A 24,784-nucleotide genomic window follows, 5' to 3' on the forward strand; every position below is an offset into this window, starting at 1 on the left:
AACAGTGCATGTACCGGGCCTTACTTTCGTCAGTACGGGCGGCTGCCGTTCGGGTCGGGTGTGAGCGCTGCGTGGTCTCCTAGCGTCACTGATCGTGCTGATAACGCTGGAGAAACTCACGAAGAGATTCGGCCCGGTGACCGCCGTCGACGGGCTCGATCTGGAGATCCGTCCCGGGCGGGTCACCGGCTTCCTCGGGCCCAACGGCGCCGGCAAGTCGACCACCATGCGGATGATCCTCGGCCTCGACCGGCCCACCTCGGGGCGGGCCCTCCTCAATGGACGGCCTTATTGCTCGTACGGGAAACCGCTCTTGAAGGTTGGGTCTCTGCTCGAGGCCAAGGCCGTGCACCCGGGCCGCACCGGCCGCAACCACCTGCTCGCCATGGCCCGCAGCAACGGGATCCCGGCGCGTCGCGTGGACGAGGTGCTCGAGGCGGTGGGTCTGACCGGGGCAGCGCGGAAACGGTCCGGGAGTTATTCGATGGGCATGGGGCAGCGGCTCGGGATCGCGGGCGCGCTGCTGGGCGACCCGCCGGTGGTCATCCTCGACGAGCCGGTGAACGGGCTCGACCCGGACGGCGTGCGCTGGATCCGCGGGCTGATGCGCGGTCTGGCCGCCGAGGGACGCACGGTGTTCGTCTCCAGTCACCTGCTGAGCGAGATGCAGGTGACCGCCGACCACCTGATCGTCATCGGGCGCGGGCGGCTGATCGCGGACGCGCCGCTCGACGAGATCGTCGCCGGGCACGCCTCGCTCGAGGACGCCTATTACCAGCTCACCGAGGGGACCACGCTCCGATGACTCTGCTGCGGGCCGCGATCGGCGCCGAATGGATCAAGCTCTGGACCACCCGTACGGTCTGGTGGGCGCTCGTCGCCGCGCTGGTGCTGATGGCGGCGGGGTCGGGGCAGTACGCGCTCTACGCCAACAACGGTGACCTGGACGATCAGGGGACGGCCACGGCCGGGACGGTCGCGGTCATGGCGCTCGGTTTCGCGCAGCTGGCGTTCCTGGCACTGGCCATGCTGGTGATGACCAGCGAGTTCTCGACCGGGACGATCCGGGCCACGCTGAGCTGGATCCCGTCGCGGGGCCGGCTGCTGCTCGCCAAGTGCGCGGTGGTCGCGGCGGTCACGTTCGTCACGGGCGTGGTGGCCGGGGTGGCCGGCGCCGCCGTGGCCACGTCGTTGATGGATTCCGGCGGCGGGCTCGATCTGACGACCGCCGCGAAGATCGGGCTCTACCTGGCGTTGCTCGGCGTGCTGGCGGTCGGTCTCGGTGCGGCGTTCCGCGGGCCGGTGGTCACGCTGGTCGTCCTGCTCATGCTGGTCGTCGCGGTGCCACCGCTGCTTCAAGTGCCCGACATCGCCGTGCTCAACGGGATCGCCGACGCCATGCCCGGCGTGGCGGGAGACCACTTCCTGCGGGACGGCTCCGTCGTGGGGCTTCTGATCCTCACGGCCTGGGCGGTCGCGGCCGCGGTGGCTGGTCGGATGCTGCTGATGAAGAAGGACGCCTAGCGTCTCACCTTCACTCCGGCCGGGAACAGGGCGCTAGACCAGGCCGGCCTCGTAGGCGACGATCGCCGCCTGCACGCGGTTGCGCACGCCGAGACGGCTCAACAGGCTGCTCACGTACGCCTTCACGGTGCCCTCGACCAGGAAGAGCCGCCGCCCGATCTCCGCATTGGACAGTCCCTCGCCGACCAGGGCCAGCACCTCGCGCTCCCGGTCGGTGAGGGCTTCCACCCGCGACCGGGCCTGCGCGCCCGTGCCGAGACGCGGCCCGGCCAGCTCGGTGATGACCCGGTGCGCGACCCGCGGCGACAGGTAGGCCGCGCCCGCCGCGACCGCCCGGATCGCCGCGGTCAGCTCGCGCGGGTCGCTCGACTTGAGCAGGAACCCGGCCGCGCCGGCCGCGATGGCCTTGACGATGTACTCGTCCTCACCGAACGTGGTCAGCATCAGCACCCCGGTCTCCGGCATCACGCGGCGTATCTCGGCCGCGGCCGACAGCCCGTCCCGGCGCGGCATGCGGATGTCGAGCAGCACGACCGCGGGCCGGTGCCGCCGCACGAGATCGACCGCCTCCGCCCCGTCCGCCGCCTCGGCCACGACCTCGATGCCGTCGTCGTTGTCGAGGATCGCGCGGATCCCGGCCCGGATCATCGCCTCGTCGTCCGCGATCAGGACCCGTACGCTCAATGCAGTCGTTCCTTGCTGCTCAGGCGGCCGTCGGTGAAGCACAGACGGTACGCGGCGTCGGCCATCGGAAAGTTGCCGTCGGTGTACAGCTCGCAGCCTTCGGGTTTGTCGCCCGGCGCCTGCCGTCGCGGGAGGGTCAGGTCGGCGCGCGGCGTGCCGGCCGTCAGCCGCTCGAACGCGGCCTCCTCGAGCACCGACCCGGCCACCGCAAACGGGTAGTAACCGAGCGCGGTCACGGCCACCAGCACAGCCGGTGTCAGCACGGCCGCCGCGAGGCTCCTCCGTGTTCGCCGCCGCATCTCGGTCTCACCCGTCACCGGCGCCGGCGCGGCACCTCGCGGAATCTCCGCGACCAGGCGGAAACCCCCGTCCGGGGTGGGCTCGGCGGTCAGCTTCCCGCCATTTATCCGTACGCGTTCCCGCAGCCCGACGATCCCGAGGCCACCCGTCCTCCCGGTCGCCTCCGCTCCGTCGACGGCCTTGTTGACAACCGCTCCGTCAGCCCGGCTGTTGGCGACCCCTCCGTCGGTCGGCCCGTTGGTAACCGCTCCGCCAGCCCGGCTGTTGGCGACCCCTCCGCCGGTCGGCCCGTTGGTAACCGCTCCGCCAGCCCGGCTGTTGGCGACCGCTTCGTCGGCGGCCCCGTTGACAACCGCGATGTGCGACCGATCGCCGTCGTCGCGCAGGGTGACCGTGACCGCGGCTCCCGGCGCGTGCCGACTCGCGTTCGTCAGTCCTTCGCGCACCACCTGGAACGCCGTCTCCCGCACCTTGCGGGGCAGGTCGCCCCCGGTCTCCAGCGTGATCGGCAGGCCGGCGTCGCGCGACCGGGCGACCAATGTGCCGATGTCGTCCTGCGTCGTCGGGGCCTCTTCGCCCTCTTCCCGCAGCACCCCGATGATCTCGCGCAGCTGGTCGGTCGCGGTGGCCGCCGACTCTCGGATCCGCCCCGCCGCCGCGCGCTGCTTCTCCGGCACCGCGGGCGTCGTCTCCAGCGCCCCGGCCGACAGCGCGATCAGGCTCAGCTCGTGCCCGAGCGAGTCGTGCATCTCCTGCGCGATGCGGGCCCGTTCCCGCAGCCGGGCCTCCCGCTCGACCATCCGGCGCTCGTACTCGAGCCGGGCCGCCCGCTCCCACCCCGCAGAGACCAGACGGGCGTGCTGGGCCCGGTAGCGTCCCGCCAGCCAGGGGAAGACGCCGAGCACCAGCCAGGCCATGGCCAGGAAGAACCACTCGGCCTGCCCCGTGCCGAACACGGCGAAGTTGAGCACCGTGCCACCCACCGCGATCGCCCCGAAGGCCGCGGCCACGGCCCCCAGCTTCTCGGTGCGCAGCCCGACCAGATAGCTCACGACCGGCAACGCGAAGACGAAGTTCCCGTCGACCAGCGTGCCCGCCACCACCACGAGCCAGCCCACCACCGGCCACCGCCGGGCCGTGAGCACCATGACGGCCGCCGCCGCGAGCGCCGCCAGAATCCCCGGCACGCTGCCGCTCATCACCTGGTGGGTCGCCACCGGCGCGATGAGCACCGCCCCGAGCAGCCCGTCGGCCCACCATTCCCGCCGTCCGCGCATCGAGTCAGGCTAGCCACGGGCGACCAGTCCCACTACCGACGAAAGTCAGGTCTGTGGACAACGCCTGAGCCTGTGGACAAGCCCCCGCGTGGGCTTGACAAGCGGTAGCGTCAGCCCCGATTTTCCCTGGGTGGGCGGGGGAGGCGGTGGCTGCTCCGTCAGATGATCGGGCGGAACAGGCCCAGCGTGATCGTCACGGTCAGGGCCAGGGCGGAGAGCAGCACCGCCCCGGCGACCAGGGCCGCGTCGGCTCGCTGGAAGGACTGGCGGCGGGCGTACGTGCGGGGGATGCCCGAGTCGAAGCCGCGCGCGTCCATCGCCACCGCCAGGCGGCCGCCCCGGCGGAGGGCGCCGACCAGCAGGGCGAACGCGGTCGAGACGAACAGGCGCAACGCCGCCACCGGGTTGCGGCCCGCGTCTACGCCCCGGGCGCGGCGGGCCAGGGTGAGCATCTGCCACTCGGCTCCCAGCAGCGGCAGCAGGCGGAACGCGGCCAGCGCGCCGATCGCGAAACGGGCCGGGGCCTTCGCGTTCTGCACCAGGGCGTCGGCCAGGTCGGTGGGGTCGGTGGTGGCGAAGACCAGCACGCCCGGGACGGCCACGGCGAACAGGCGCAGGATCAGGCCCAGGGCCGACATCAGCACGCCGGTGGTGACGTCGAACGGGCCCAGGTCGAGCAGCAGGGTTCCGCTGCGGTTGGCCGAGAACAGCACCATCGTGACCAGCAGGCCGAGCGAGGCGACCAGCACGGGCCAGGCCCGCCGGGCCAGCGTCGCGTAGCGCAGACCGAACAGCGGCACCAGGGCCAGCTCGATGGCGAGCGCGATCGCCGGGGTGAGCGGGTCGAGGGTGGCGATCAGCGGCAACGAGAAGAGCAGGGCCGCGGCGAGCTTCGCGACCGGGTTGCGGCGGGCCAGCGGCGCCGCCGGGTCGGCGACCGGCTGAAAGGCAAGGGTCATGGCCGCGGCCGCCGGTCAGGGAGCGGGTCTCGGAAGGCAAGGGTCATGGCCGCGGCCGCCGGTGCGGGAGCGGGTCTTGGAAGGGGGCCGTGCCCAGCGGGAACGTACGGTCGGCCAGGGTCTGCACGAAGTCGTCGTCGTGGGTGACCGCCATGATGCCGTGGCCGTCGTCGCGCAGGGTGGCCAGCAGCGTGACCAGTTCGATCCAGGTCCGGCGGTCCTGCCCGAACGTCGGCTCGTCGAGCACCAGCAGCCGCGGCGCGGTGGCCAGGGCGGTCGCCACGCTGAGGCGACGGGCCTCACCGCCCGAGAGCGTGTACGGGTTGGCATTGGCCAGTTTGGTCAGGCGCAGACGCTCCAGCAGGTCCGACACCGTGGTCGCGACCGCCGTGGGGGAGCGGCCCAGGCGACGGGGCCCCACCGCCAGCTCGTCGGCGACGCGGGACGTGACGAACTGGTGTTCCGGGTTCTGGAAGACCGAACCGATCCGGCCGGTCAGCGTGGCCGCGCGCCACTTGTGCGGGGGCTTGGCGTCGCCGAAGCCGCGCACCCGGCCCGCCGACGGTGCGAGCAGGCCACCGATAATCAGCGCCAGCGTCGACTTGCCGGCCCCGTTCGGCCCGGTCACCGCCAGCACCTCACCCGCGCCCACCCCGAGTGTCACCGGCGCGAGCCGATTCAGGACCGAGACCGCTTCCGCCCGTACGAGATCAGGGGTGGCCGCCGTGGCCGACTTGAGCGGCGGGATCGTGAAGCCCGGCACCCACACACCCTCGTCGGCGAGCCGGTCGCCGTACGCCGCGAACACCATCTCGGGTGTGCCGTCGGCCCGGATGCCGCCGCCCGGTTCCAGCACCACCACCCTCTCGACCAGCGGCAACGCCTCGGCCACCCGGTGCTCGACCAGGATCATGGTGGTGTCGGTGAGGCCCGAGACCGATTCCCGTACGAGGGTGGCCCCGGCCGGATCGAGGTTGGCCGTCGGCTCGTCGAGCAGCAGCACCCCGGGCCGCAACGCCAGCACCCCGGCCAGCGCGAGCCGCTGCGCCTCCCCACCTGACAGCGCCGCCGTGGAACGGGTGATCGGGTAGGGGAAGCCGACCCGGTCGAGCGCGTCGCTGACCCGCGGCCAGATCTGGGCCGGCGGCACCCCGCGGTTCTCCAGCCCGAACGCCACGTCGTCGCCGCTGCGGGCCATCACCAGCTGGGTCTGCGGGTCTTGGAAGACGATGCCGGCCCGATCGCGGGCCTTGCGGGGGTCGAGGCCGTCGATCTCGATCGTGCCCTCGGCCTCGCCCGAATCCTCCGGCAGCAGCCCGGCCAGCGCCGCCAGCAGGGTGCTCTTGCCGGCCCCGGACGGACCCAGCAGGAGCACCCGCTCGCCGTGCGCGATGTGCAGGTCGACGTCGCGGACGGCCCAGGCCCGGCGGCCCGCGTGCCGCCAGCCGAATCCGCGGAGGACGACCTCACTCATGCTTCGAATGTCACCAAATCAGACGAGCGCCCGCGAGCGACCCGCCGGGAACCGGTCCAGCACACCGGTCTGCGCCAGCGCACGGGTCAGCAGAACACTGCCCAGGCCGGCGATCACCAGGGCCGAGGCGGCGGTGATGAGGACGTACGGGATGCGGAAGGAGCCCCACGCCGTGTCCGGGTACCAGACGAAGACGTCGTAGACCGCGGCGACCAGGCCGGCCGTCGCGCCCGCCAGCAGCGCCACGGGCAGGCGGTACACCTTGTACGCGAAGATCGCGAAGATCAGTTCCGCGCCGAGCGCCTCGAGCGGGCCCTGCACGGCGATCGTCCAACCCCAGCTGGTGCCGATCGCCACCGAGACGAGCGCGGCCAGCGACAGCGTGTAGAAGGCGGCGCCCGGTTTGCGCACGATGAGCGCGCCGAGCACGGCCGGCACCAGCCACACCCCATAGAGCAGGGCCCGGCCGGGCAGCGGGATGGCGTCGGCCGGCCCGTTGTAGAGCAGGCCCCACGCCCAGAAGATGACGCCGAAGGCCACGGCGACGATCGAGGCTATGACGATGTCGATCGTCCGCCAACGGTTGTTCATACGAACCTCCCAGTGAGTACCGGGAGGAGACGCACGCCATGTCCGGGCGGATCCCGGGCACGGCGCGGCTGGAGAAGACCGAACTTCCTGCGCTGGCATTACCCAGATCAGGTACGAGGGTCTGCGGTCGCCCGCACTCTCAGCGCTGTGCGCTCCCCTGTCGGAACGAGGTTCACCCGCGGCCGGTCCGGCAACCGTCGTGAACAAACCTCGCGGTGTGTTTCGATGACGCTAACACTGGTCACGGTCAGGCGACAGCGAGGGAGTGATCACATGGAGATCAAGGCGCGCGGACTGACCTTCGACGTGTACGAGGGTGGGCCGTCCGACGGCGATCCCGTGCTCCTGCTGCACGGCTTCCCCCAGGACCACCGCGAGTTCGACCGGCTCGCGCCGCAGCTGCACGAGAAAGGCCTGCGCACGTACGCCATCGACCAGCGCGGCACCTCACCCGGCGCCCGCCCGGCCGACGTCGGGGCCTACCGCATGTCCGAGCCGACCGCCGACGCCGTGGCCGTGCTCGACGCGCTCGGCATCGAGTCCGCGCACGTGATCGGCCACGACTGGGGAGCGGTCGTGGGCTGGTGGCTGGCCTCCGGCTACCCCGAGCGGGTCCGCACGCTGACCGCCGTCTCGGTGCCGCACCCCAAGGCGCTGGGGCTGGCTCTGCGCGTACGGGCGTCGCAGCGGGCCCGGATGGCGTACTTCAAGCTGTTCCAGTCGCGGATCGCCGAGCGGTTCCTGCTGGCCCGTGACGCTGCCGCGCTGCGGGCCATGTTCCAGCCGATCGGGGCCACGGGCGACAAGTACGTCGAGTCGATGCAGACCGAGCCGGGCCGGCTCACCGCGGGCCTCAACTGGTACCGGGCGACCACCGGCGGTTCACCCGACAGCCCCGGCATCATCCGCGTGCCCACGACCTATGTGTGGAGCGACCGCGACGGCGTGGTCGGGCTGACCGCCGCGCTGCGCACCCGCGACTGGGGCGACGCCGACTATCAGCTGGTGGCGATGCGGGGGATCAGCCACTGGGTGCCCGAGCAGGCGCCGGCCGCGCTGGCCGACGCGGCCCTCGCTCGTATCGGCCTAGTTTGATTTCTGTTTAATCAGGGGATACCGCCGCGTCATGGTGGCTGAGAAGGCGCGCATCAAGCACGAGACCGAAAAACAGCGCTGGGACCGGAACTTCGCCGATCTGCTGCAGGAGTTGCGGGTCGCCCAGACCGGCATCCAGATCCTCTTCGCGTTCCTGCTGACCCTGCCCTTCAGCAGCGGTTTCCCGCAGGTCACCCAGTTCCAGAAGGATACGTACGTGGTGGCGCTGCTCGCCGCCGCGGCCGCCACCGCCATGATCATCGCGCCCGTCGCGTTCCACCGGGCGTTGTTCCGGCAGGGCCGCAAACCCGAACTGGTGCGTTACGCCCACCGCATGGCGACCGGCGGCCTCGCCTTCCTTCTGGTCTCGATGGTCTCCTGTGTCCTGCTGGTCACCGACTTCATCCTCACCCGGTGGATCGCCTTCGTCTTCACCGGCATCGCGGCCGCCTTCTTCCTGACGTTTTGGGCGGCCATCCCGTGGTTCCGGCGCAACTGGATCGACGAGGAAGCCGAGGAGGAGGACGAGAAGGTCAGCGACGGGCCGACTTTAGACCGAGACGCCTGAGCTCCAGCTCGGCCAGCGCGTCCACGGCCGACGCGTCGCCGTTGCGCCACGACTGGGCGATGTCGGGGCCGAGCTTGGCCAGCTTGTTCAGCGGCTGCGAGGAGAGCGCGCGGAGAGCCAGCAGGTCGCGTCCGGCGGGCTGGTCCCGTACGGCGGAAGCCACCGCGGCCCGGCGCATCCACCGCAACCGCAGCGGGAGCCAGAGGAAGAGCACGAGAGCCATCGGAACGGCCACCGCCACGAGAGCCACGATGATCGCCGCGGTGTCGACGACCTCCTGCTGCTGACGGCCCGCCTCGGCCAGCGACCGGGCCGCGTCGGCCGCCCCGGTGAACGGCTTGACCAGCTGGTCACCGACCAGCGGCACGCCACCGACCTTGTTGCCGGCGTCGGTCAGGTTGTCGGCGATGCCACCGCCCGCGCTCTCCAGCTTGGCGCCGGGGACTCCGAGTTTCTCGACCATGTCGTTGACCCACATCGCGACCCGGACCCACAGATAGATCCAGAGAACCACGACGATGTCGGTGAGGAGCTGGCGTACGGCGGTGGGCAGCCGGTCGGCGTAGGGCTTCACCGGCTCAGCGTCCCAGCAATTGAGTCTTTAGTCAGCTTCAGGGGCGGTGGCCGGGGTGGTTGGACGGGTTGGTAGCGCAGTCCGGGCAGGTGCCGAAGATCTCCATCGTGTGGGACACGTTGACGTAGCCGTGCCGGCTGGCCACCTTCTCGGCCCACGACTCGACCGCGGGGCCCTCGACCTCGACCGCGCGCCCGCACTCCCGGCACACCAGGTGATGGTGGTGGCCCTGGCTGCAGCGGCGGTAAAGATGCTCGCCGCCGGGCGGGCGCATCACGTCGATCTCGCCGGCGTCGGCCAGGCCCTGCAACGTGCGGTAGACCGTGGTCAGGCCCACCCGCTCGCCGCGTTCCCGCAGCCGGGCGTGCAGTTCCTGAGCGCTGTAGAAGCCCTCGGCCTCGGACAGCACCGCGCTCACGGCCGAACGCTGCTTGGTGTTGCGCTGCGCGACGTTCTGGTCGGCGCTCATGATCGAACCTCCCTCGCGTGACTGACCGCGTCGGCGACTATATGCGCAACGTGATCGTCCACGAGCGAGTATGCGATCTCCCGGCCACGCCGTGCCCCGCGGACCACCCCGGCGCCGCGCAGCACCCGCAGATGCTGGGACACCAGCGGTTGCGGGGCGCCGAGCTTCTCCACCAGTTCGTGGACGCAGCGCTCGCCGACCCCCAACTCTGCCACGATCGCGACCCGGATCGGCGCCGACAGGGCCCGCAGCAGCTCACCGGCCGACTCGTACGCCTCGTACCCGCTCGTCGTCGTCATCGGACTCCGGCCTCCTGCAGAACGACGTCGGGCGGTTCCACCTCACGCGGCGGCTGGGCCCGGCGGCGTACCAGCCGCAGGCCCGCGGCGCCGACCGTGATCGCGACGAAGGCGGCCAGCGCCAGGATCACGGTGGTGGCGCCGGGCGGGGTGTCGGCCTCGGCCGAGACGACCACGCCGGCGCCGGCCGCGACCAGCCCGATCGCCATCGCCGCGGCCATCGTGCTGCGGAAGCCCCGCGTCACCTGTTGGGCCGCGGCGACCGGGATGACCATCAGCGCCGAGACCAGCAACAGCCCGACCGTACGCATGGCGATCGTCACCGTCACGGCGGTGGTGACCGCCATCAGCAGGTTGAGCGCGCGCACCGGCAACCCACTGACCCGGGCGTACTCCTCGTCGTTGCAGACCGCGAACAGGGCCGGCCGGAACGCCAGCATCGCGATCAGCACGGCCGCCCCGAGCACCGCGATCACCGTGACGTCCTGCGGGGAGGTGGTGATCAGCGAGCCGAACAGGTATTGCATCAGGCTGTTGCTGCTGGCGTCGTTCGAGAGCGAGACCAGCACCACGCCACCCGCGATGCCGCCGTAGAACAGCAGGGCCAGCGCGAGGTCGCCCGAGGTGCGCCCACGCTCGCGGATCAGCTCGACCCCGACCGCGCCGACCGCCGCCACGACCACCGCGCTGAGCACGGGGGACTGGTTGAGCAGCAGGCCCACGCCGACACCGGTCAGCGCCACGTGACCGATGCCGTCGCCGATCAGCGACAGTCGGCGCTGCACCAGATAGATGCCGAGCGCGGGCGCGGCCAGACCGATGATCAGCGCGCCGAGCAGGGCCCGGATCATGAAGTCGTACTGGAAGAGGTCCATGGTCAGTTCGCCGCGATCCGGTCGGCGGGAGCCACGCAGATGCCGGGGGCGGCCTGCACGGCGTGCGGGTGCACATGGTCGTGGTCGGGTTCGGCGTGGTGACCGGCCGGCTCCGGGGGCGGGCCCTCGTGCGCGATGCGGCCCTCGTGCACCACCACGGCCCGGTCGATCAGCGGCCGCAGCGGGCCCAGCTCGTGCGCGACCAGCACGATCGTGCCGCCGGCCTCGGCGAACCGGCCCAGCGCGGCGGCGAACGCCTCCTGGCTGGCCGCGTCGACCCCGGCCGTGGGCTCGTCGAGCACCAGCAGATCGGGCTTGCCGGCCAGGGCACGGGCGATCAGTGTGCGCTGCTGCTGGCCGCCCGAGAGCGTGGTGACCGGGTCGTTGATGCGGTCGAGGAGGCCGACGTCGGTGAGAGCGTCCCGTACGGCGGCCTTGTCGGCAGCCCCGGACGGGCGGAAGATGCCGCGACGCGCCAACCGGCCCGACGCGACGACCTCGCCGACCGTGGCGGGCACTCCGCTGCCGGCGCCGAGCCGTTGCGGCACGTAACCGACCCGGGCCCAGTCGCGGAACTTGCGCTGCGGCGTGCCGAACAGCTCGATGGCGCCGTGGCCCAGCGGGACCAGCCCGAGGATCGTCCGGATCAGGGTGGACTTGCCGGAGCCGTTGGCGCCGAGGATGGCGACCACCTCACCCGCGCCCACGGTCAGCGACACATCGTGCAGGATCTCGCGGCCTTCATATCCGACCGCGGCGTGCCGCACTTGGACGACGCTCATCAGGAACACCCCAGTCCACTTGTCAGCGCGGTCAGGTTCTGGCGCATCACGGAGAAGTAGTCGCCGGTCTGGTCGACCAGCCCCTCGAGCGGGTCGAGCACAGCTGTCTTGGCACCGACCTCGCGGGCGATGGTCTCGGCCACCGCCGGGCTCACCAGCGTCTCGAAATAGATCGTGGTGGTGCCGGTCTCGCGGGCCTCCTTGGCCACGGCGGCGAGGCGCTGCGGCGAGGGCTCGGCCTCGGGCGAGATGCCGGTGATGCCGACCTGGTGCAGGTCGTAGCGGGCGGCCAGATAGGCGAAGGCGGTGTGGCTGGTGACCAGCTCGCGGCGTTGGCAGTTCTTCAGCCCGTCCGCGAACTCGGTGTTCAGCGTGGTCAGTTCGGTGTGCAGGGCCCGGGCCCGCTCGGTGTAACCGGCCGCGTGGCCCGGGTCGGCCTGGGCCAGGCGCTCGGCGAGCTGGTCGGCGATCGTGGCCAGGCGCACCGGGTCGAGCCAGACGTGCGGGTCCTCACCGCCGGCCGCCTCCTCGTGCTCGTGGCCGTGATCGTCCTCGCCGCCCGCGGGCAGCAGGGTCACGGCCGAGGCGGCGTCGAACGCCTTGTCCTTGGCCTCGAGGTCGATCGCCTCGTCGACGGCCGGCTGGAAGCCCTTGATGTAGACCGCGAGCCCGGCCGCGGCGACATCGCCGACCTGGCGCGGGGTGAGCTCGATGTCGTGCGGCTCGGCGCCCGGCTTGGTGAGGTTGGTGACGCTGACCATGTCGCCTCCGATCCGCTCGCTCAGGAACTGCAGCGGGTAGAACGCCGTGACGATCTCGAACGTCCCGTCCGCGGTCCGGCCCGCCGACCCGGCCTGGTCACCGCAGCCCGCGAGGGCGGCGAGAACGAGCAGAGTGGGGAACAGACGGCGGCGCATACCATCCACTGTCTCTGACAATGATAATGATTGTCAAAAACGCATGGATCGAGTTCCGGCCGGGTCTTCGGGCTGTTCTAGAGCGCTTTCGCCACGACTACAGCCAGGAGAAGGGCCAAGATCAGGAGCCGGAGCGTACGGGTCGAGGCGGACTGCACCGGCCACGTCGTGAACGTCAGCGCGGCCAGGCCGGCCGCCAGCACGAAGAGCAGGGCGGCGCCGACGATGCCGGGCAGGAACAGGCCGCCCAGCATCACCACGAGCGCGACGATGAAGGCGGTTGTCGGGTTGATCCGGGTCAACCGCCGCAGGACGTTGTCGGAAGGCGTCATCAGGTCACTCCTCGCTGCTGCGTACCCTCGTCGCATGCTGGTGCTCAACCGCTTCGCCGTGCCCGTCGACACGCAGGACGACTTCGCCGCCCGGGCCCACGCGGCGCTCGCCGCCCTGGCCGACCGCCCCGGCTATCTTTCCGGCCGGCTGACCCGCGCTCTCGAGGACGAGTCCTGCTGGACCATGGTCACCGAGTGGGAGTCGGTCGGAGCCTACCGGCGCGCCCTGGGTGGTTTCGACGTCAAGGTCCACGCCGCCCCGCTGCTCTCCCAGTCGATCGACGAGCCGTCCGCGTTCGAGACGCTGGCCAGCGCCGAACCGGGCGGCGAAGTCGTGATCGCGACGAGTGACCGGGCCGCCGAGCCCTGGCGCTAGTGTTGGTGCCATGACGACGGCGCCTCACGTTCCCGTCCCGCCACTGGGGCCGGGCGTCCAGCCGCCGTTCCCCGCCCCGCCGGTCGAGGGCAAGGGCCGGCGCGTCGGGTGGGGCCTCGGCATCGGCGCCGGCGTGCTGGTGCTCATCTGCGGCGGCGGGCTGGCCGCGCTGATCGGCCTCGGCACGTCGATCTCGGGCGCGCTCGACGAGCAGGCCCACGCCGCCGTCGACGACTATCTGACCGCCCTCAAGGACGGCCGCTACGACCAGGCATACCGGCAACTCTGCGAGCGGGCCCAGCGGTCCGAGACCTCCGCCGAGTTCCGCAGCCGGGTCGAGGGCGAGGAGCGGATCTCGTCGTGGGAGCTGGGCGCGCTTGTCACCGTGCCCCTGAGCGTTCCCGTCGAGGCCACGTACGACGACGGTGATGTGCGCAACCTCAGGGCCACGCTCGACCAGAACACGTCGACGGGTGAGTTCGAGGTGTGCGAGGTCGGGGAGTAATCTCGCTGTTTGTCCCGATCGCTGTGAGCGATCACTTCCTTCGAGGTCCCCGCCGACACCCAGCCGGCGTAGGAGGATCATGCCCGCCGACCGTATCGACTCCGTCGTCAGCCTGGCCAAGCGCCGTGGCTTCGTCTTCCCCTCCAGCGAGATCTATGGAGGAACCCGCTCGGCCTGGGACTACGGTCCGCTGGGCGTGGAGCTGAAGGAGAACGTCCGCCGCCAGTGGTGGCGTCAGATGGTCCAGCAGCGGGACGACATCGTCGGACTCGACTCCGCCGTCATCCTCGCGCGTGACGTGTGGGCCGCCTCCGGTCACCTCGACGCCTTCGTCGACCCGCTGACCGAGTGCCAGTCCTGCCACAAGCGGTTCCGCGCCGACCACCTCGAGGAGGCGTACGAGGCCAAGCACGGCTCGCTGCCGTCCTCGCTGCAGGAGCTGAACTGCCCCAACTGCGGCAACAAGGGCACGTTCACCGAGCCCAAGATGTTCAACGGGCTGATGAAGACCTACCTCGGCCCCACCGAGAGCGCCGAGGGCCTGCACTACCTGCGCCCCGAGACCGCCCAGGGCATCTTCGTCAACTACAACAACGTGGCGACCGCGGCCCGCAAGAAGCCGCCGTTCGGCATCGCGCAGATCGGCAAGAGCTTCCGCAACGAGATCACGCCGGGCAACTTCATCTTCCGTACGCGGGAGTTCGAGCAGATGGAGATGGAGTTCTTCGTCGAACCCGGCAAGGACGAGGAGTGGCACGAGTACTGGCTGCAGGAGCGCTGGAACTGGTACCTCGGGCTCGGCCTGTCGGAGAACAACCTGCGCTTCTACGAGCACCCTAAAGAGAAGCTGTCGCACTACTCGAAGCGCACGGTCGACATCGAGTACCGCTTCCAGTTCGGCGGCACCGAGTTCGCCGAGCTCGAGGGCATCGCGAACCGTACGGACTTCGACCTGTCCACCCACTCCAAGCACTCCGGCGTCGACCTGTCGTACTTCGACCAGGAGAAGCAGGAGCGCTGGGTGCCGTACGTGATCGAGCCCGCCGCCGGCCTCACCCGCGCGGTGTTGGCGTTCCTGCTCGAGGCGTACGACGAGGACGAGGCCCCCAACACCAAGGGTGGCGTCGACAAGCGCACGGTCATGCGGTTCGACCCGCGCCTGGCGCCGGTCAAGGTGGCGGTGCTGCCGCTCTCGCGCAACCCCGAGCTGTCGCCCAAGGCCAAGGGCTTGGCGGCCGACCTGCGCAAGCGCTGGATCGTCGAGTTCGACGACTCGCAGGCGATCGGCCGGCGCTACCGCCGCCAGGACGAGATCGGCACCCCGTTCTGCGTCACGGTCGACTTCGACACCCTGACCGACGACGCGGTCACGGTTCGCGACCGCGACACGATGAAGCAGGAGCGGGTCGCCCTCTCCCAGATCGAGGACTACCTGATCAAGCGCCTGCCCGGCTGTTGATTGTTGTCTCTAGAACACAAAACCGCCTGGCCGGTCGTTCCGGTCGGCGATCAGCCCGGCCAGGGTCGCCACGGCGATCTCGGCCGGGGTGCGGGCCCGGATGTTGAGCCCGATGGGCCGGTGCACCCGGGCGATCTGATCGTCCGCGACACCCAGGGAGCGAAGGGCCGCCACGTGCGGCCCTTCCTTCTTGGGGTTGCCCATGATCCCCACATAGCGGGTGCGAGCCGCCAGGGCCTGCTTGAGCATTTCCCCGATCTCGGCCCGGTTGTGATCGGTGAGCACGACGTCGGTGTGCTCGTCGAGGTTGGCCGCCGCCAGGTCGTGCACGAACCGGTCCCCGTGCGGCCGGGGCGTCCCACTGAGCCGTGACGCGTCCGGCTCGACCAGCACGGTCTGAAACCCCAGATCCGGCGTCAGCCGCAGAATGGCCTCCGCCACCGGCGACTCGAACACGACAACCAGCCGCCGGGCCTCACCAACCTCACCCATGCCCCGACTGTGCCAGATCGAGTCGGCCGCCGCCTTTCGGCTAGCCACCGCCGCCGGACGCGGCCGCGGCTGAGGCCTCGGCGTCCCACTTGCTGATGACCACGCCCAGCACGAACAGCTGCAACGGCGTGGGCAGGGTGGGCAGTTCCACGTTGATGTCGCCGCGCCAGAAGCTGGTCTTACGGACGCTGCCGACGCGGGTGTCGCCCAGCACCAGTTCCTCCTCGCTGGCCCAGAACGACCGCCGGCGGAAGTGGTAGGTCTGACCGGCCGCCGTGACGGTCCAGCGCTTGCGTCCCACCCGGTCGGCCGACGCGACAACCGTGTCCGCTTCGTCGACCATCGTGTATTTGTTGCCCCAGCCGTTGGACCGAACCCGGAAGCGCCGGCCCTCGAGCGTGAACGCGCCGCCGCTCTTCCAGGTCGACTTGTCCCACGTGGCGATCTCGCGGCCACGATCGGTCACGACGTACTTGCTCTTCCAGGTGCTCGCCTTATGGGCTTCCATGGATTCAGCGTACGGAAGCGCGCCAACTACGCTGGGGGCGTGACCGCACCGCTCATGCTCGGCGACCGCGCCGTGAATCCGCCTGTTGTGCTCGCCCCGATGGCGGGCATCACGAACGTGGCCTTTCGGCGCCTCTGCCGGGAACAGGGCGGGGGTGTCTACGTCTGCGAGATGATCACGACGCGGGCGCTCGTGGAGCGGATCCCCAAGACGCTCAAGATGATCGCGTTCGCCGAGGACGAGGATTTCCGCAGCCTGCAGCTCTACGGCGTCGACCCGGACGTGACGGCGGCCGCCGTGCGCATGATCGGCGAGGACGGGCTGGCCGACCACGTCGACCTGAACTTCGGCTGCCCGGTGCCCAAGGTGACCCGCCGAGGCGGGGGTTCGGCGCTGCCGTGGCGGCACAAGCTCTTCGGGCGCATCGTCAAGCAGGCCGTCGAGGCGGCCCGGCCCTACGGCATCCCGTTGACGATCAAGATGCGCAAGGGGATCGACGACGACCATCTCACGTACGTGGAAGCCGGTCTGATCGCCCAGGAGGCGGGCGTGGCCTCGGTGGCGCTGCACGCGCGGACCGCCGAGCAGCGTTACTCGGGGAAGGCCGACTGGGACGCGATCGCGACCCTGAAGCAGGCGCTGGACGTGCCCGTACTGGGAAATGGGGACATCTGGGAAGGCTCCGACGCGCTGCGCATGGTCGAGCACACCGGATGCGACGGCGTGGTGGTCGGGCGCGGGTGCCTGGGGCGGCCGTGGCTGTTCGCCGATCTCGAGGCCGCGTTCACGCAGGGCGCCGACTACAAGCCCGTGCTGCCGGTGCTGGGCGAGGTCGCGAAGATCATGTCGCGGCACGCGGAGCTGCTGGTCGACGCGCTCGGTGACGAGAAGCATGGGTGCGCCGACTTCCGGAAGCACGTGGCCTGGTATCTGAAGGGCTTCCCGATCGGCGGGGAGCTGCGGCGGCGGCTCGCGATGATCTCGTCGCTGGCCGAGCTGGACGACCTGCTGGGCAAGCTCGACCCGGGGGAGCCGTTCCCGGTGGGCGAGCTGGGCCAGCCGCGCGGCCGGGTGAACGCGCCGGGCAAGGTGTCGCTGCCCTACGGGTGGCTCGACAGCCGCGACGACGACTCCGTCCCCGAGGGCGCCGAGATGGAAAACAGCGGCGGCTGAGTTATCCACAATCTTCGCCTGTCCACAGGGCGGCCCCTCCACGGTCTCGAAGATCGCCATTCCCCACTAAAATGGGGCTGGGCGGGGGTCCCCCGGTGGGGCGGGCCCCTGTTTTTGATCGTTGATCACGGCCCTGTTTGATCATCGGCGGTTCCGTCCACGCGGTGATCGTCGGCGAGCCGGGCAAGCGGTGATCAACGGCGGGCGGTCCATGCGGTGATCAGCAGCGGGGCCGCGCACAACGCGAACAACGTCGCCAGCGGCAGGTCGAGCGCGAACACCCCGTACAGCGCCACCGCGAAGACCTCGCCCCCGAAACCGGCCACCGACAGCACGGTCGTACGGGCCGGGCCGGTGATCATGTCTTGCAGGCGCGTCTCGGCGCGGATGATCGAGTATTCGAGCAGGCCGAACGCCGCCGAGATGACCACCATGCCGGCCAAGTGGGGGATGAGCGCGCCGACGGCCACACAAGCTCCGGCGATCGCGAGTGCCGCCGGCAACGGGAAGCTGCGGGACGCGAGGGCGCTGCCGAGGGCCATCGCGAGGGCGGTCACGGCGTAGAGCAGGGGTACGGCCGCGATCGAGGCGCCCTTGTCGACGGACAGCAGCGGTAGGTACTCGTCGAGCGCGGTGAAACCGGGCACCAGGGCGGCGACCAGCACGGCCAGTCCGATTCGGCGACTGCCGACGGATTCGCGGACACCGGCGACCAGCAGCGTCCAGTAGGAGCGGTCGTCATCCTCTTCAAGCGACGACGAAGCCGACGACGAAGCCGACGACGAAGCCGACGACGCAGGCGGCGAAGAAGCCGACGACGAAGCCGGCGAAGAGGCGGACGACGAAGCCGGCGAAGAGGCGGCACGAGCCTCGGGCAAGCGCATCGCCAGCACGGCACCGATCGCCTTGGCGGCCACGCTCAGCCCGCCGACCAGGGCGTACCCGCCGAACTGCCAGGCCGGCGTCGCGACCAGGGTGGCGGCCAGCATGGCCAGGATCGAGATCGTGTTGCCCCGCCCGACGATCCGGGCGTAGTCGGACGACCGCCCGGCCGCGGACAACTCCTCGTAGACCAGGGCCTCCAACGACCCGGACGAGAGCGACCCGCCCAGCCCCCACAGCACGAAGCCCAGCACAAAACCGGGATAGGAGGGCAGGAGGATCCACAGCGCGAAACCCGCCGCCGTGATCAGCTCGCCCAGGGCGTACAGGCGCTTGCGCGACCAGGCGTCAGCGAGCGCGCCGGACGGGACCTCGGCGGCGAACGCCACCACCGACCAGATCGCGAACAGCGACGAGACCTGGGCCGTCGAAAGACCGGTGTCGGCGAACAGCAGCGCATACACCGGGTAGAGCGGCACGGCCTCGGAACAGGCACGGACCGCGTAGAAGGTTCAGCGTCAACGTGGAGGAGACATGCCCCCAGTCTGCCCCACCCGTCAACCCAGTTCGGCCTCGTCGGCCGCGGCCCGGCCCGACTCCCATCCCTCCAGGCTGTCGATGCGGCTTCCGCGGGCTCGCACCGTACGCGGGAACGCCTTTTGCATGACCTCGCGAACCTGGATGTCGCGGTTGCGCAGCACGGGAAGAAGGTCGGAATTGCCGGCGACCTCGCGACGGGTGACCTCGGCCAGGCGTTCGCCGATCCGGACCGCGTACGCCACCAGGAAGCTCCGCCGGAACGCCTTGATCCGCGCTTTCCCCTTGGCCGGCTCGTCGCGCGCCATCGCCCGGTTCGCCTGCACCAGCAGCGACGTGTAGAGCAGCTCGACGCCGTCGATGTCCGCGTCGAAGCCGAAGACCGTCGAGAAGCCCAGCTCCGGCGACCACACCGTGTGGCAGTGATTGGCCCGGGCCACCGCGTCGAGCAGGCTCGCTTTTTCGCTCTCGTACGGGTGGTCGACGCCGATCCGACGGGCGAACGGCACCACTTCGGCCCGGTTCGAGCTGGTCAGCGCCTCGGAGATGCTGTGCCGGGCGATCAGCTCCTGGGCCTTGGCCGAATATGCCTCGGCCTCGGCCGGAAAGTCGGTCGACTCCGCTTTGGCCAGCAGCGCCCGCACCCGTTCCAGCATCCGATCATCGCCGGTCTCACCGGCAGCGACAGCTCCGGGCGGCGGCAGCAGAACCTCGATCACCGGCAGCCGGCGCAACTCGATCAACAGGCCCAGCGACGAGTCGATAAGACTGATCCTGTCGGTTTTGCGCCGCAGACCCGGCAGTCGCGCGATCTGTTCCTGCCAGCGCGGATCAACACCTTCAAAGCGTTTCCCGTACGCCGTAGCGCCGTCCGCGACCAGTGCCGCCTTCACCGGGTCACCGAGCCGGGCCACCACCCGGTGCAGTTCGGCCGGCTGCCATCCGCCCTTGAAGAGCCGCTCGAACGAGTCGCGCAGGGCCTCGCGGAGCGCCGCGTCGACCTCGGCGGCCGGCGCCACCGTCAGCGCGTCGAGACCCGCCTCATATCCGATCGCGCCGCCGACCACATCGCGCACGATTCCGGGTACCGACACAGGTCAGAGCGTAGATAACGCAACGGGGAGGGCCGTTCCCGGCCCTCCCCGCGAGCGGTGCCCGACGATCAGACGTCCATGTCGTTCTCGATGCGCTTGAGCTGGTGCCGGGCCATGGCCAGGTTCGACCGGTCGCGGCGCAGCGCCACATAGAGGAACAACCCCTTGCCGGACCGGCTCGTCAGCGGCCGGATCAGGTGGTACTGGGTGTCCAGGGTGATGAGGATGTCCTCGATCTTCTCGGTGATGTTGAGCATCTCCATCGCCCGTAGCTTGGCCCGCACCACGTCGGTGTTGCCGGCCGCGGCGACCGTCAGGTCGAGGTCCTTGCCGCCGCCGACGGTGCCGAGGGCCATGCCGCTCGTGTGGTCGACCAGCGCGACGCCGATGGCGCCGTCGATCTCCATGATCTCTTTGAGTGCGGTGTCCATGTCAGCCATGGAATGTTCCTCCAGTGCGGTGGGATGGCGGTCCGCTTCCAGTGGCGGAACCGTTCGGAAAAAGCGGGCTCTCAGCCCGCGGCCTGCCGACGGCGGGCGTTGGTCGACAGGGTGGCCATCGGGGTGCGCCGGGCCAGCGGACCGGCCGGTCCCGGCTGTTGCGGGATCTCCGGCCGCGGGTGCGGCTTGTTGTCCAACCTCAGAATTCGTACGAGCCGGCGTACGCACCGGCGGGCCTCGAGGTGCACCATGGCCAGGTTCGCGTCGCCCGAGGTGACCAAGGTGAGCAGCGCGTTCGGCCCGGCCGTGTACGACGTGATGTAGCCGCGATCGCACTCCACCACCGACTCCCGCAGCTCGCCGTGGTTCACGGCGTGCGCGAACCGGCGGGCCAGCGCGAGGTGCGCGGCGGCCAGGGCGGCGATGCTGTCCGGCTCGATGTCGTGCGCGTCGTGCGCGACCACCAGCCCGTCCGTGGTGGCCAGCACGCTGCCGGAGAGTTCGTGCAACCGGCCTCGCAGGCGGTCGAGCTCCTCGAGCACCGCCGGATCCACCGTCATCCTCGGTCTCTCTTTCTCTCAGGCGGGGGTGCGCGTGTCACCGCAAGGCCCTCAGTGCGGTCCGGATGCGCTTGAGCAGGACTTCGTCGGTGCCCGGATGCACCGGCGGGGCCTCGCCGGCCACCTCCTTGGGCAGCTTGGCCCCGGGTTTGCGGCGGGCCAGGCGAGGCGGGCGGTAGAGCGCCTGGGTCGAGCTGTCGTCCACGGCATGTCGGGGCGGGTCCGGCTCAGGCGGGGGAGGAGTGGGCGGGGAGGGCGCGGGCGGCGCGGAGATCAGGACCGGCAGCGGCGGCGCCGCCAGCGCGGATGCCGGCACGGCGGCCCTGGCCCCCGCGACGACGGGAACGCTCGGCGCGTCCTGCGGTGCCGGCCGCGGGTCAGTGGAAGGCCGCGGATCGGTGGGCGGCCGTGAGTTCGTGGAAGGCCGCGCTTCGGTTGAGGGCCGCGAGTTCGGGGAAGGGCGCTTCACGTCGGCGGCCGCGCCACGGGCCCGGGGCATCCGCACGAACTCCGGCGACGGCGTCGCGACCGGCGTCTCCGGCAGTTCGATCAACCCCATCGCGGCCATCCGCCGCAACTCCTGGACGCAGGCGTAACCCGCCCGCCCCAGCAGCAGCGCCAGGTCGGCCGGTGTGCGCTGCCCGTCCGAGTGGACCAGCAGCTCCCACTGCATCGAGGTGAGCGTGACCCGTTCCCGCGGCAGCCGGGTCGCCGGGGCGACCGCGGTCACGTCGACCCGCCGGTCCGGGAAGATCTCGTCGAGCAGCCGGATCCGGCGCCCGACCTCCCGGTTGATCGCCTCCGGGTCGACGTGCACCACCGGGCCCAGCCAGTGCGTGGCGCCGGCCAGGAAGTCGACCGGGACCGCGTCCACCGAGAGGGCGAAGTACGCCGCGTCGTAGATCGCGCCGAGCACGCACAGCTCCAGCTCACCCCGGGTGAGATGGCCCTGTTCGACCAGCAGCCGGCCGACCCGGGCGGTCGAGGTGCCCAGGTCGAGCGCGTTCTGCCAGGTGCGGGCGGCCAGGCGGCCGGACGCGGTGAGAAGTTCGCCGACACCGGGGGCGGCCGGTGACTCGGCATAGATGACGCGTCCCTCGAGGACGTAGACCGCGCCGCCCGGGTGGCCACCGACCACCAGGACGCCGGTCTGCCGCTCGCCGGCCACCTGCGTGAGCAGGCGCCCCGGCGTGGCGGTCTTCGAGGCTGTCACTGTCACTCCCATTCCCCGTTACGTCGCGACGAGTTCGTCGGCCAGCTTCTGCATGCGGCGGCGGGCCACCGCGAGGTTTCCTTGCACCCGGTCGAGCCAGACGTAGAGCACCAGCCGGCTGTCGAATTCGGTCTGCACCATCCGCAGCAGGTGGTAGCCGCCGGCGGTCGTGATGATCAGGTCTTCGAGCAGGTCGTGCGGCATGGCCGAGACGAACAGCGATCGGCTGTTCGCCGCCTGGATCACGTCGGCCGTGCCGGCCGCCGCGGCCTCGTGATCGGAATTGGGTGCGGCTCCCGTCGTGGCGACCGGGAAACCGGTGGTGTAGTCGACGATGCTGGCGCCGACCGCGCCAGGGATCGCCATGGCCTCCTGTAGACAGTGATCGACGCCGGGCACATCTCTCCTCAGCGCTGCGCTGCTCCCGCCGGGCCGTGCCTCGTTGCCGCGGTCACCGGCGAGCCTCCGGTCGGTTCCGGCGGTTCCTCGCGCGATCACGGGGCTCCGTCGTCACCGTGGGCCATCCTCTGACCACACCGCGATCGCTAGTCGCACCCCATGTGCGTCATGGTCGACGGCCTCGGCGCGCGGGCCTGTGGGCTGCTGTTATGCCCCGGACCCGCGCGCAATCGGCGGGCCGTGACGTGGCCCAGCGCACCCAGGTCGACCCCGGTCACCGGGCCGAGCCAGTGCCGCTCGCCGGGAACGAAGCGCACCGGCGCCTCGGCCGACTGCAGCAGCTCGAGCGTGGCGTCCGCGATCGTCGCCACCACCCGCAGCGCCAGCTCGTTCTGCCCGATCAGGCCGTCGCGCAGCAGCAGCCGGCCGACCCGGTGCGCGCCCCGGCCCTCGTCGAGCGCCCGTTGCCAGGCCGAGACGCAGACCCGCCCCGAGGCGACGAGCCGTTCCCCCAGACCGGGGCAGACCGGCGTTTCCGCGTACGCGATCCGTCCGGAGACCAGATAGAGGACGCCACCCGGACGTCCGTCGATGTGCAACGCGCCGGTGCGGGCCGACTCACCGAGCTCGGTCAGCAGGCGTCGTAGGTTCGCGGTGGCCGGTGAGCCTGGAATCACAGCATCCCCCGAAAGGCGGGCGGGACAGGACCTGCCGTCATCCTCAGTGGCATCGAGGAGTGTCGGCGGACCGTCAGTGCGCTGTTTCCGACGGGAAAGCATTGCTATGAGCGCGTAACATGATCGCTGCTTTTCGATGAAGGAGACATGGATGCCGAGCCAATGGGAGCAGATCGTCGTCGACGCGGAGGACCCCGCGCGGCTCGCTCGCTGGTGGGCCGAGGCGCTCGGCTACAAGATCGTGCATGAGCAGCCGGACGAGGTGGAGATCCGCCGCACCCCCGATCAGCTCCCCGGCCTGATCTTCGTCCCGGTGCCGGACGCCAAGACCGTGAAGAACCGGCTGCACATCGACCTGCGCCCCGACGACCAGGAGGCCGAGGTCGAGCGCCTGCTCGACATGGGCGCCCGGCACGCCGACGTCGGCCAGTCCGACGACGTCACCTGGGTGGTGCTGGCCGACCCCGAGGGCAACGAGTTCTGCGTCCTGTCGTCCAAGCGCGAATAGGTCTGTACGCCGCTTAAGGTGATCTCATGACGGCGTTCGACGCCCAGCGGTGGATCTCCGAACCGGCGAAAGACAGTGGCTACGGACGTACGGCCTACCAGCGCGACCGGGCCCGGGTGCTGCACTCGGCCGGGTTCCGCCGGCTCGCCGCCAAGACCCAGGTGCACACCGCGGGCTCGGACGACTTCCTCCGTACGCGTCTCACCCACTCGCTCGAGGTGGCGCAGATCTCGCGTGAGATGGGGGAGCGGCTGGGCTGCGACCCCGACGTGGTCGACGTCGCCGGGCTCGCGCACGACCTGGGCCACCCGCCGTTCGGCCACAACGGCGAGGCCGCGCTGCACATCGTGGCCGAGCCGTGCGGCGGGTTCGAGGGCAACGCCCAGACGCTGCGGGTGCTGACCCGGCTCGAGGCCAAGGTGCCCGGCGCCGGGCTCAACCTGACCCGGGCCTCCCTCGACGCGAGCTGCAAATATCCGTGGGCGAGGCAGCCCGGACGCCGCAAGTTCGGGGTGTACGCCGACGACCGTCCCGTCTTCGACTGGATCCGCTCGGCCGGCCATGGCGAGCGGAAGTGCCTGGAGGCCCAGGTCATGGACTGGGCCGACGACGTGGCGTATTCGGTGCACGACGTCGAGGACGGGGTGCACGGCGGCTACCTGGCGCTGCGGCCGCTCATCGACGACGCCGACGAGCGCGCGGCCCTCTGCGCCGACGTCGCCGCGGCCTACTCCGACGAACCGGTCGACGAGCTGGCCGCCGCGCTCGACCAGCTGCTGGCCGACCCGGTGGTGACGGAGGTCGCGGATTATGACGGCAGCTATCGCTCGCAGGTCGGCCTCAAACGGATGACCAGCGTGCTGACCGGCCGTTTTGTGGCCTCGGCGATCGGCGCGACCCAGAGTCGGTTCGGCACCGATCCCGTACGCCGGTACGCCGCCGACCTGATCGTGCCGCGAACCGTGCGTAATCAGTGCGCGCTGCTCAAGGGCATGGCGTTGCGCTACGTGATGCGGACCAGGGCGGCCGAGGAATGGTACGAACAGCAGCGGGTGATCCTCGTCGAGCTGGTGCAGGCTCTCAGCCGTACGCCGCAAGCACTTGACCCGGTTTTTGCCCCTCTCTACGAGGCAGCGGAGAGTGACGCCGAGGCGCTGCGGGTCGTGATCGACCAGGTGGCGTCGCTCACCGACACGGCCGCCGTGACCTGGCACCGGACCCTGGTGGCAGCGCCCGCCTGA

At 70.8% G+C, this 24,784-nt stretch carries 30 protein-coding genes, 1 pseudogene and 1 riboswitch; of the genes and pseudogenes, 10 read left to right on the forward strand and 21 right to left on the reverse strand.

Translation table 11 applies throughout. The features are described 5' to 3' along the window. Positions 1-97: 97 nt before the first annotated feature. Positions 98-745: pseudogene (locus tag JIG36_RS40240) on the forward strand (ABC transporter ATP-binding protein); the annotation flags it as partial. A gap of 56 nt (positions 746-801) precedes the next feature. After that, positions 802-1,524: an ABC transporter permease gene (locus tag JIG36_RS40245; RefSeq protein WP_203381723.1), complete on the forward strand. Its 723-nt coding sequence runs from the start codon at positions 802-804 to the stop codon at positions 1,522-1,524. Positions 1,525-1,557: 33 nt separating this feature from the next. Here JIG36_RS40245 and JIG36_RS40250 read toward each other — a convergent pair whose 3' ends face one another. The 5 genes from JIG36_RS40250 to JIG36_RS40270 form a co-directional block, all read right to left on the reverse strand. Then, on the reverse strand, positions 1,558-2,208 hold the full coding sequence (locus tag JIG36_RS40250; protein ID WP_203381724.1) for a response regulator transcription factor: 651 nt from the start codon (positions 2,206-2,208) through the stop codon (positions 1,558-1,560). Continuing rightward, on the reverse strand, positions 2,205-3,785 hold the full coding sequence (locus JIG36_RS40255; RefSeq protein WP_203381725.1) for a sensor histidine kinase: 1,581 nt from the start codon (positions 3,783-3,785) through the stop codon (positions 2,205-2,207). Before JIG36_RS40255 ends, JIG36_RS40250 begins: the two co-directional genes overlap by 4 nt. 158 nt (positions 3,786-3,943) lie before the next feature. After that, entirely contained in the window at positions 3,944-4,744 is an 801-nt protein-coding gene (locus tag JIG36_RS40260; protein WP_203381726.1) for an energy-coupling factor transporter transmembrane component T family protein, read from the reverse strand. A 43-nt stretch (positions 4,745-4,787) separates the two neighbouring features. Further along, complete coding sequence (locus tag JIG36_RS40265) at positions 4,788-6,218, reverse strand: ABC transporter ATP-binding protein (protein WP_203381728.1); 1,431 nt, start codon at positions 6,216-6,218, stop codon at positions 4,788-4,790. Between the two features lie 18 nt (positions 6,219-6,236). Next, a complete protein-coding gene (locus JIG36_RS40270) occupies positions 6,237-6,809 on the reverse strand; it encodes an ECF transporter S component (RefSeq protein WP_203381730.1) in 573 nt (190 codons plus the stop codon). 66 nt (positions 6,810-6,875) lie between these two features. Further along, positions 6,876-6,978: riboswitch (TPP riboswitch) on the reverse strand. A 104-nt stretch (positions 6,979-7,082) separates the two neighbouring features. Between JIG36_RS40270 and JIG36_RS40275 the strand changes: the two genes are divergently transcribed. Both JIG36_RS40275 and JIG36_RS40280 read left to right on the forward strand, forming a co-directional pair. Further along, entirely contained in the window at positions 7,083-7,904 is an 822-nt protein-coding gene (locus JIG36_RS40275) for an alpha/beta fold hydrolase (protein WP_203381732.1), read from the forward strand. 31 nt (positions 7,905-7,935) lie between these two features. Then, entirely contained in the window at positions 7,936-8,472 is a 537-nt protein-coding gene (locus JIG36_RS40280) for a DUF6328 family protein (RefSeq protein ID WP_203381733.1), read from the forward strand. Here the strand turns inward: JIG36_RS40280 and JIG36_RS40285 are convergent. The 7 genes from JIG36_RS40285 to JIG36_RS40315 form a co-directional block, all read right to left on the reverse strand. Beyond that, positions 8,438-9,046 (reverse strand): hypothetical protein, encoded by a 609-nt coding sequence (locus JIG36_RS40285; RefSeq protein WP_203381735.1) that lies wholly within the window; start codon positions 9,044-9,046, stop codon positions 8,438-8,440. The two genes, JIG36_RS40280 and JIG36_RS40285, sit on opposite strands and share 35 nt — an antisense overlap. Before the next feature lie 37 nt (positions 9,047-9,083). Then, positions 9,084-9,515, reverse strand: coding sequence for a Fur family transcriptional regulator (locus JIG36_RS40290; protein WP_203381737.1), 432 nt, complete (start codon positions 9,513-9,515; stop codon positions 9,084-9,086). After that, complete coding sequence (locus JIG36_RS40295) at positions 9,512-9,814, reverse strand: ArsR/SmtB family transcription factor (RefSeq protein WP_133872604.1); 303 nt, start codon at positions 9,812-9,814, stop codon at positions 9,512-9,514. Before JIG36_RS40295 ends, JIG36_RS40290 begins: the two co-directional genes overlap by 4 nt. Then, entirely contained in the window at positions 9,811-10,689 is an 879-nt protein-coding gene (locus tag JIG36_RS40300; RefSeq protein WP_203381739.1) for a metal ABC transporter permease, read from the reverse strand. Before JIG36_RS40300 ends, JIG36_RS40295 begins: the two co-directional genes overlap by 4 nt. A 2-nt stretch (positions 10,690-10,691) precedes the next feature. Next, positions 10,692-11,471 carry a metal ABC transporter ATP-binding protein gene (locus JIG36_RS40305; protein ID WP_203381741.1) on the reverse strand — a complete coding sequence of 260 codons (780 nt, stop codon included), beginning with the start codon at positions 11,469-11,471 and terminating at the stop codon, positions 10,692-10,694. Beyond that, positions 11,471-12,388 (reverse strand): metal ABC transporter substrate-binding protein, encoded by a 918-nt coding sequence (locus JIG36_RS40310; protein ID WP_203381742.1) that lies wholly within the window; start codon positions 12,386-12,388, stop codon positions 11,471-11,473. The genes JIG36_RS40305 and JIG36_RS40310 overlap by 1 nt, the downstream gene beginning before the upstream one ends. 77 nt (positions 12,389-12,465) lie before the next feature. Continuing rightward, positions 12,466-12,720, reverse strand: a complete 255-nt coding sequence (locus JIG36_RS40315; protein WP_203381744.1) for a DUF6703 family protein — start codon at positions 12,718-12,720, stop codon at positions 12,466-12,468. Positions 12,721-12,754: 34 nt separating this feature from the next. Between JIG36_RS40315 and JIG36_RS40320 the strand changes: the two genes are divergently transcribed. From JIG36_RS40320 to JIG36_RS40330, 3 genes are all read left to right on the forward strand, one after another. Then, a complete protein-coding gene (locus tag JIG36_RS40320) occupies positions 12,755-13,096 on the forward strand; it encodes an antibiotic biosynthesis monooxygenase family protein (protein ID WP_203381746.1) in 342 nt (113 codons plus the stop codon). A 10-nt stretch (positions 13,097-13,106) separates the two neighbouring features. Continuing rightward, positions 13,107-13,601: a hypothetical protein gene (locus tag JIG36_RS40325; RefSeq protein ID WP_203381748.1), complete on the forward strand. Its 495-nt coding sequence runs from the start codon at positions 13,107-13,109 to the stop codon at positions 13,599-13,601. Positions 13,602-13,680: 79 nt separating this feature from the next. Next, the gene (locus tag JIG36_RS40330; RefSeq protein WP_203381749.1) at positions 13,681-15,060 is read left to right on the forward strand and encodes a glycine--tRNA ligase; all 1,380 of its coding nucleotides are present in this window, start codon (positions 13,681-13,683) and stop codon (positions 15,058-15,060) included. A gap of 9 nt (positions 15,061-15,069) precedes the next feature. Here the strand turns inward: JIG36_RS40330 and JIG36_RS40335 are convergent, their stop codons facing one another. Both JIG36_RS40335 and JIG36_RS40340 read right to left on the reverse strand, forming a co-directional pair. After that, on the reverse strand, positions 15,070-15,552 hold the full coding sequence (locus JIG36_RS40335; protein ID WP_203381751.1) for an XdhC family protein: 483 nt from the start codon (positions 15,550-15,552) through the stop codon (positions 15,070-15,072). 40 nt (positions 15,553-15,592) lie between these two features. Further along, the gene (locus tag JIG36_RS40340; RefSeq protein ID WP_236049164.1) at positions 15,593-16,060 is read right to left on the reverse strand and encodes a hypothetical protein; all 468 of its coding nucleotides are present in this window, start codon (positions 16,058-16,060) and stop codon (positions 15,593-15,595) included. Between the two features lie 54 nt (positions 16,061-16,114). Between JIG36_RS40340 and dusB the strand changes: the two genes are divergently transcribed. Further along, positions 16,115-17,233 (forward strand): tRNA dihydrouridine synthase DusB, encoded by a 1,119-nt coding sequence (dusB, locus tag JIG36_RS40345; RefSeq protein ID WP_203381880.1) that lies wholly within the window; start codon positions 16,115-16,117, stop codon positions 17,231-17,233. Between the two features lie 194 nt (positions 17,234-17,427). On the opposite strand, the gene JIG36_RS40350 is transcribed toward dusB, so the two are convergent. The 7 genes from JIG36_RS40350 to JIG36_RS40380 form a co-directional block, all read right to left on the reverse strand. After that, positions 17,428-18,594, reverse strand: coding sequence for an MFS transporter (locus JIG36_RS40350; protein ID WP_307873105.1), 1,167 nt, complete (start codon positions 18,592-18,594; stop codon positions 17,428-17,430). A gap of 78 nt (positions 18,595-18,672) precedes the next feature. Continuing rightward, entirely contained in the window at positions 18,673-19,746 is a 1,074-nt protein-coding gene (locus JIG36_RS40355; RefSeq protein WP_203381753.1) for a DUF2786 domain-containing protein, read from the reverse strand. A gap of 68 nt (positions 19,747-19,814) precedes the next feature. Continuing rightward, on the reverse strand, positions 19,815-20,186 hold the full coding sequence (locus JIG36_RS40360) for a hypothetical protein (RefSeq protein WP_203381755.1): 372 nt from the start codon (positions 20,184-20,186) through the stop codon (positions 19,815-19,817). Positions 20,187-20,257: 71 nt separating this feature from the next. Continuing rightward, positions 20,258-20,746, reverse strand: a complete 489-nt coding sequence (locus JIG36_RS40365; protein WP_203381757.1) for a roadblock/LC7 domain-containing protein — start codon at positions 20,744-20,746, stop codon at positions 20,258-20,260. Positions 20,747-20,783: 37 nt separating this feature from the next. After that, positions 20,784-21,959 carry a DUF4388 domain-containing protein gene (locus JIG36_RS40370; protein WP_203381759.1) on the reverse strand — a complete coding sequence of 392 codons (1,176 nt, stop codon included), beginning with the start codon at positions 21,957-21,959 and terminating at the stop codon, positions 20,784-20,786. 18 nt (positions 21,960-21,977) lie between these two features. Then, positions 21,978-22,325: a roadblock/LC7 domain-containing protein gene (locus JIG36_RS40375; RefSeq protein ID WP_236049165.1), complete on the reverse strand. Its 348-nt coding sequence runs from the start codon at positions 22,323-22,325 to the stop codon at positions 21,978-21,980. Positions 22,326-22,504: 179 nt separating this feature from the next. Next, a complete protein-coding gene (locus JIG36_RS40380; RefSeq protein ID WP_203381763.1) occupies positions 22,505-23,035 on the reverse strand; it encodes a DUF4388 domain-containing protein in 531 nt (176 codons plus the stop codon). A 151-nt stretch (positions 23,036-23,186) separates the two neighbouring features. Here JIG36_RS40380 and JIG36_RS40385 point away from each other — a divergent pair, with 151 nt between their 5' ends. Continuing rightward, positions 23,187-23,543 (forward strand): VOC family protein, encoded by a 357-nt coding sequence (locus JIG36_RS40385; RefSeq protein ID WP_203381765.1) that lies wholly within the window; start codon positions 23,187-23,189, stop codon positions 23,541-23,543. Positions 23,544-23,569: 26 nt separating this feature from the next. After that, positions 23,570-24,784, forward strand: a complete 1,215-nt coding sequence (locus JIG36_RS40390; RefSeq protein WP_203381767.1) for a deoxyguanosinetriphosphate triphosphohydrolase — start codon at positions 23,570-23,572, stop codon at positions 24,782-24,784.

Source organism: Paractinoplanes ovalisporus (assembly GCF_016834655.1).
GTDB lineage: Bacteria > Actinomycetota > Actinomycetes > Mycobacteriales > Micromonosporaceae > Actinoplanes > Actinoplanes ovalisporus.

Excerpts from the sequence above, each read along its gene's own strand:
- JIG36_RS40295 (WP_133872604.1), bottom strand. The coding sequence starts at position 9,814 with ATGACGACGACGAGCGGGTACGAGGCGTACGAGTCGGCCGGTGAGCTG.
- JIG36_RS40275 (WP_203381732.1), top strand. The coding sequence starts at position 7,083 with ATGGAGATCAAGGCGCGCGGACTGACCTTCGACGTGTACGAGGGTGGG.
- JIG36_RS40260 (WP_203381726.1), bottom strand. The coding sequence starts at position 4,744 with ATGACCCTTGCCTTTCAGCCGGTCGCCGACCCGGCGGCGCCGCTGGCC.
- JIG36_RS40360 (WP_203381755.1), bottom strand. The coding sequence starts at position 20,186 with ATGGCTGACATGGACACCGCACTCAAAGAGATCATGGAGATCGACGGC.
- JIG36_RS40335 (WP_203381751.1), bottom strand. The coding sequence starts at position 15,552 with ATGGGTGAGGTTGGTGAGGCCCGGCGGCTGGTTGTCGTGTTCGAGTCG.
- JIG36_RS40325 (WP_203381748.1), top strand. The coding sequence starts at position 13,107 with ATGACGACGGCGCCTCACGTTCCCGTCCCGCCACTGGGGCCGGGCGTC.
- JIG36_RS40365 (WP_203381757.1), bottom strand. The coding sequence starts at position 20,746 with ATGACGGTGGATCCGGCGGTGCTCGAGGAGCTCGACCGCCTGCGAGGC.
- JIG36_RS40385 (WP_203381765.1), top strand. The coding sequence starts at position 23,187 with ATGCCGAGCCAATGGGAGCAGATCGTCGTCGACGCGGAGGACCCCGCG.
- JIG36_RS40315 (WP_203381744.1), bottom strand. The coding sequence starts at position 12,720 with ATGACGCCTTCCGACAACGTCCTGCGGCGGTTGACCCGGATCAACCCG.
- JIG36_RS40340 (WP_236049164.1), bottom strand. The coding sequence starts at position 16,060 with ATGGAAGCCCATAAGGCGAGCACCTGGAAGAGCAAGTACGTCGTGACC.
- JIG36_RS40320 (WP_203381746.1), top strand. The coding sequence starts at position 12,755 with ATGCTGGTGCTCAACCGCTTCGCCGTGCCCGTCGACACGCAGGACGAC.
- JIG36_RS40255 (WP_203381725.1), bottom strand. The coding sequence starts at position 3,785 with ATGCGCGGACGGCGGGAATGGTGGGCCGACGGGCTGCTCGGGGCGGTG.
- JIG36_RS40310 (WP_203381742.1), bottom strand. The coding sequence starts at position 12,388 with ATGCGCCGCCGTCTGTTCCCCACTCTGCTCGTTCTCGCCGCCCTCGCG.
- JIG36_RS40290 (WP_203381737.1), bottom strand. The coding sequence starts at position 9,515 with ATGAGCGCCGACCAGAACGTCGCGCAGCGCAACACCAAGCAGCGTTCG.
- JIG36_RS40330 (WP_203381749.1), top strand. The coding sequence starts at position 13,681 with ATGCCCGCCGACCGTATCGACTCCGTCGTCAGCCTGGCCAAGCGCCGT.
- JIG36_RS40375 (WP_236049165.1), bottom strand. The coding sequence starts at position 22,325 with ATGGCGATCCCTGGCGCGGTCGGCGCCAGCATCGTCGACTACACCACC.
- JIG36_RS40300 (WP_203381739.1), bottom strand. The coding sequence starts at position 10,689 with ATGGACCTCTTCCAGTACGACTTCATGATCCGGGCCCTGCTCGGCGCG.
- JIG36_RS40245 (WP_203381723.1), top strand. The coding sequence starts at position 802 with ATGACTCTGCTGCGGGCCGCGATCGGCGCCGAATGGATCAAGCTCTGG.
- JIG36_RS40270 (WP_203381730.1), bottom strand. The coding sequence starts at position 6,809 with ATGAACAACCGTTGGCGGACGATCGACATCGTCATAGCCTCGATCGTC.
- dusB (WP_203381880.1), top strand. The coding sequence starts at position 16,115 with ATGCTCGGCGACCGCGCCGTGAATCCGCCTGTTGTGCTCGCCCCGATG.
- JIG36_RS40265 (WP_203381728.1), bottom strand. The coding sequence starts at position 6,218 with ATGAGTGAGGTCGTCCTCCGCGGATTCGGCTGGCGGCACGCGGGCCGC.
- JIG36_RS40305 (WP_203381741.1), bottom strand. The coding sequence starts at position 11,471 with ATGAGCGTCGTCCAAGTGCGGCACGCCGCGGTCGGATATGAAGGCCGC.
- JIG36_RS40280 (WP_203381733.1), top strand. The coding sequence starts at position 7,936 with ATGGTGGCTGAGAAGGCGCGCATCAAGCACGAGACCGAAAAACAGCGC.
- JIG36_RS40390 (WP_203381767.1), top strand. The coding sequence starts at position 23,570 with ATGACGGCGTTCGACGCCCAGCGGTGGATCTCCGAACCGGCGAAAGAC.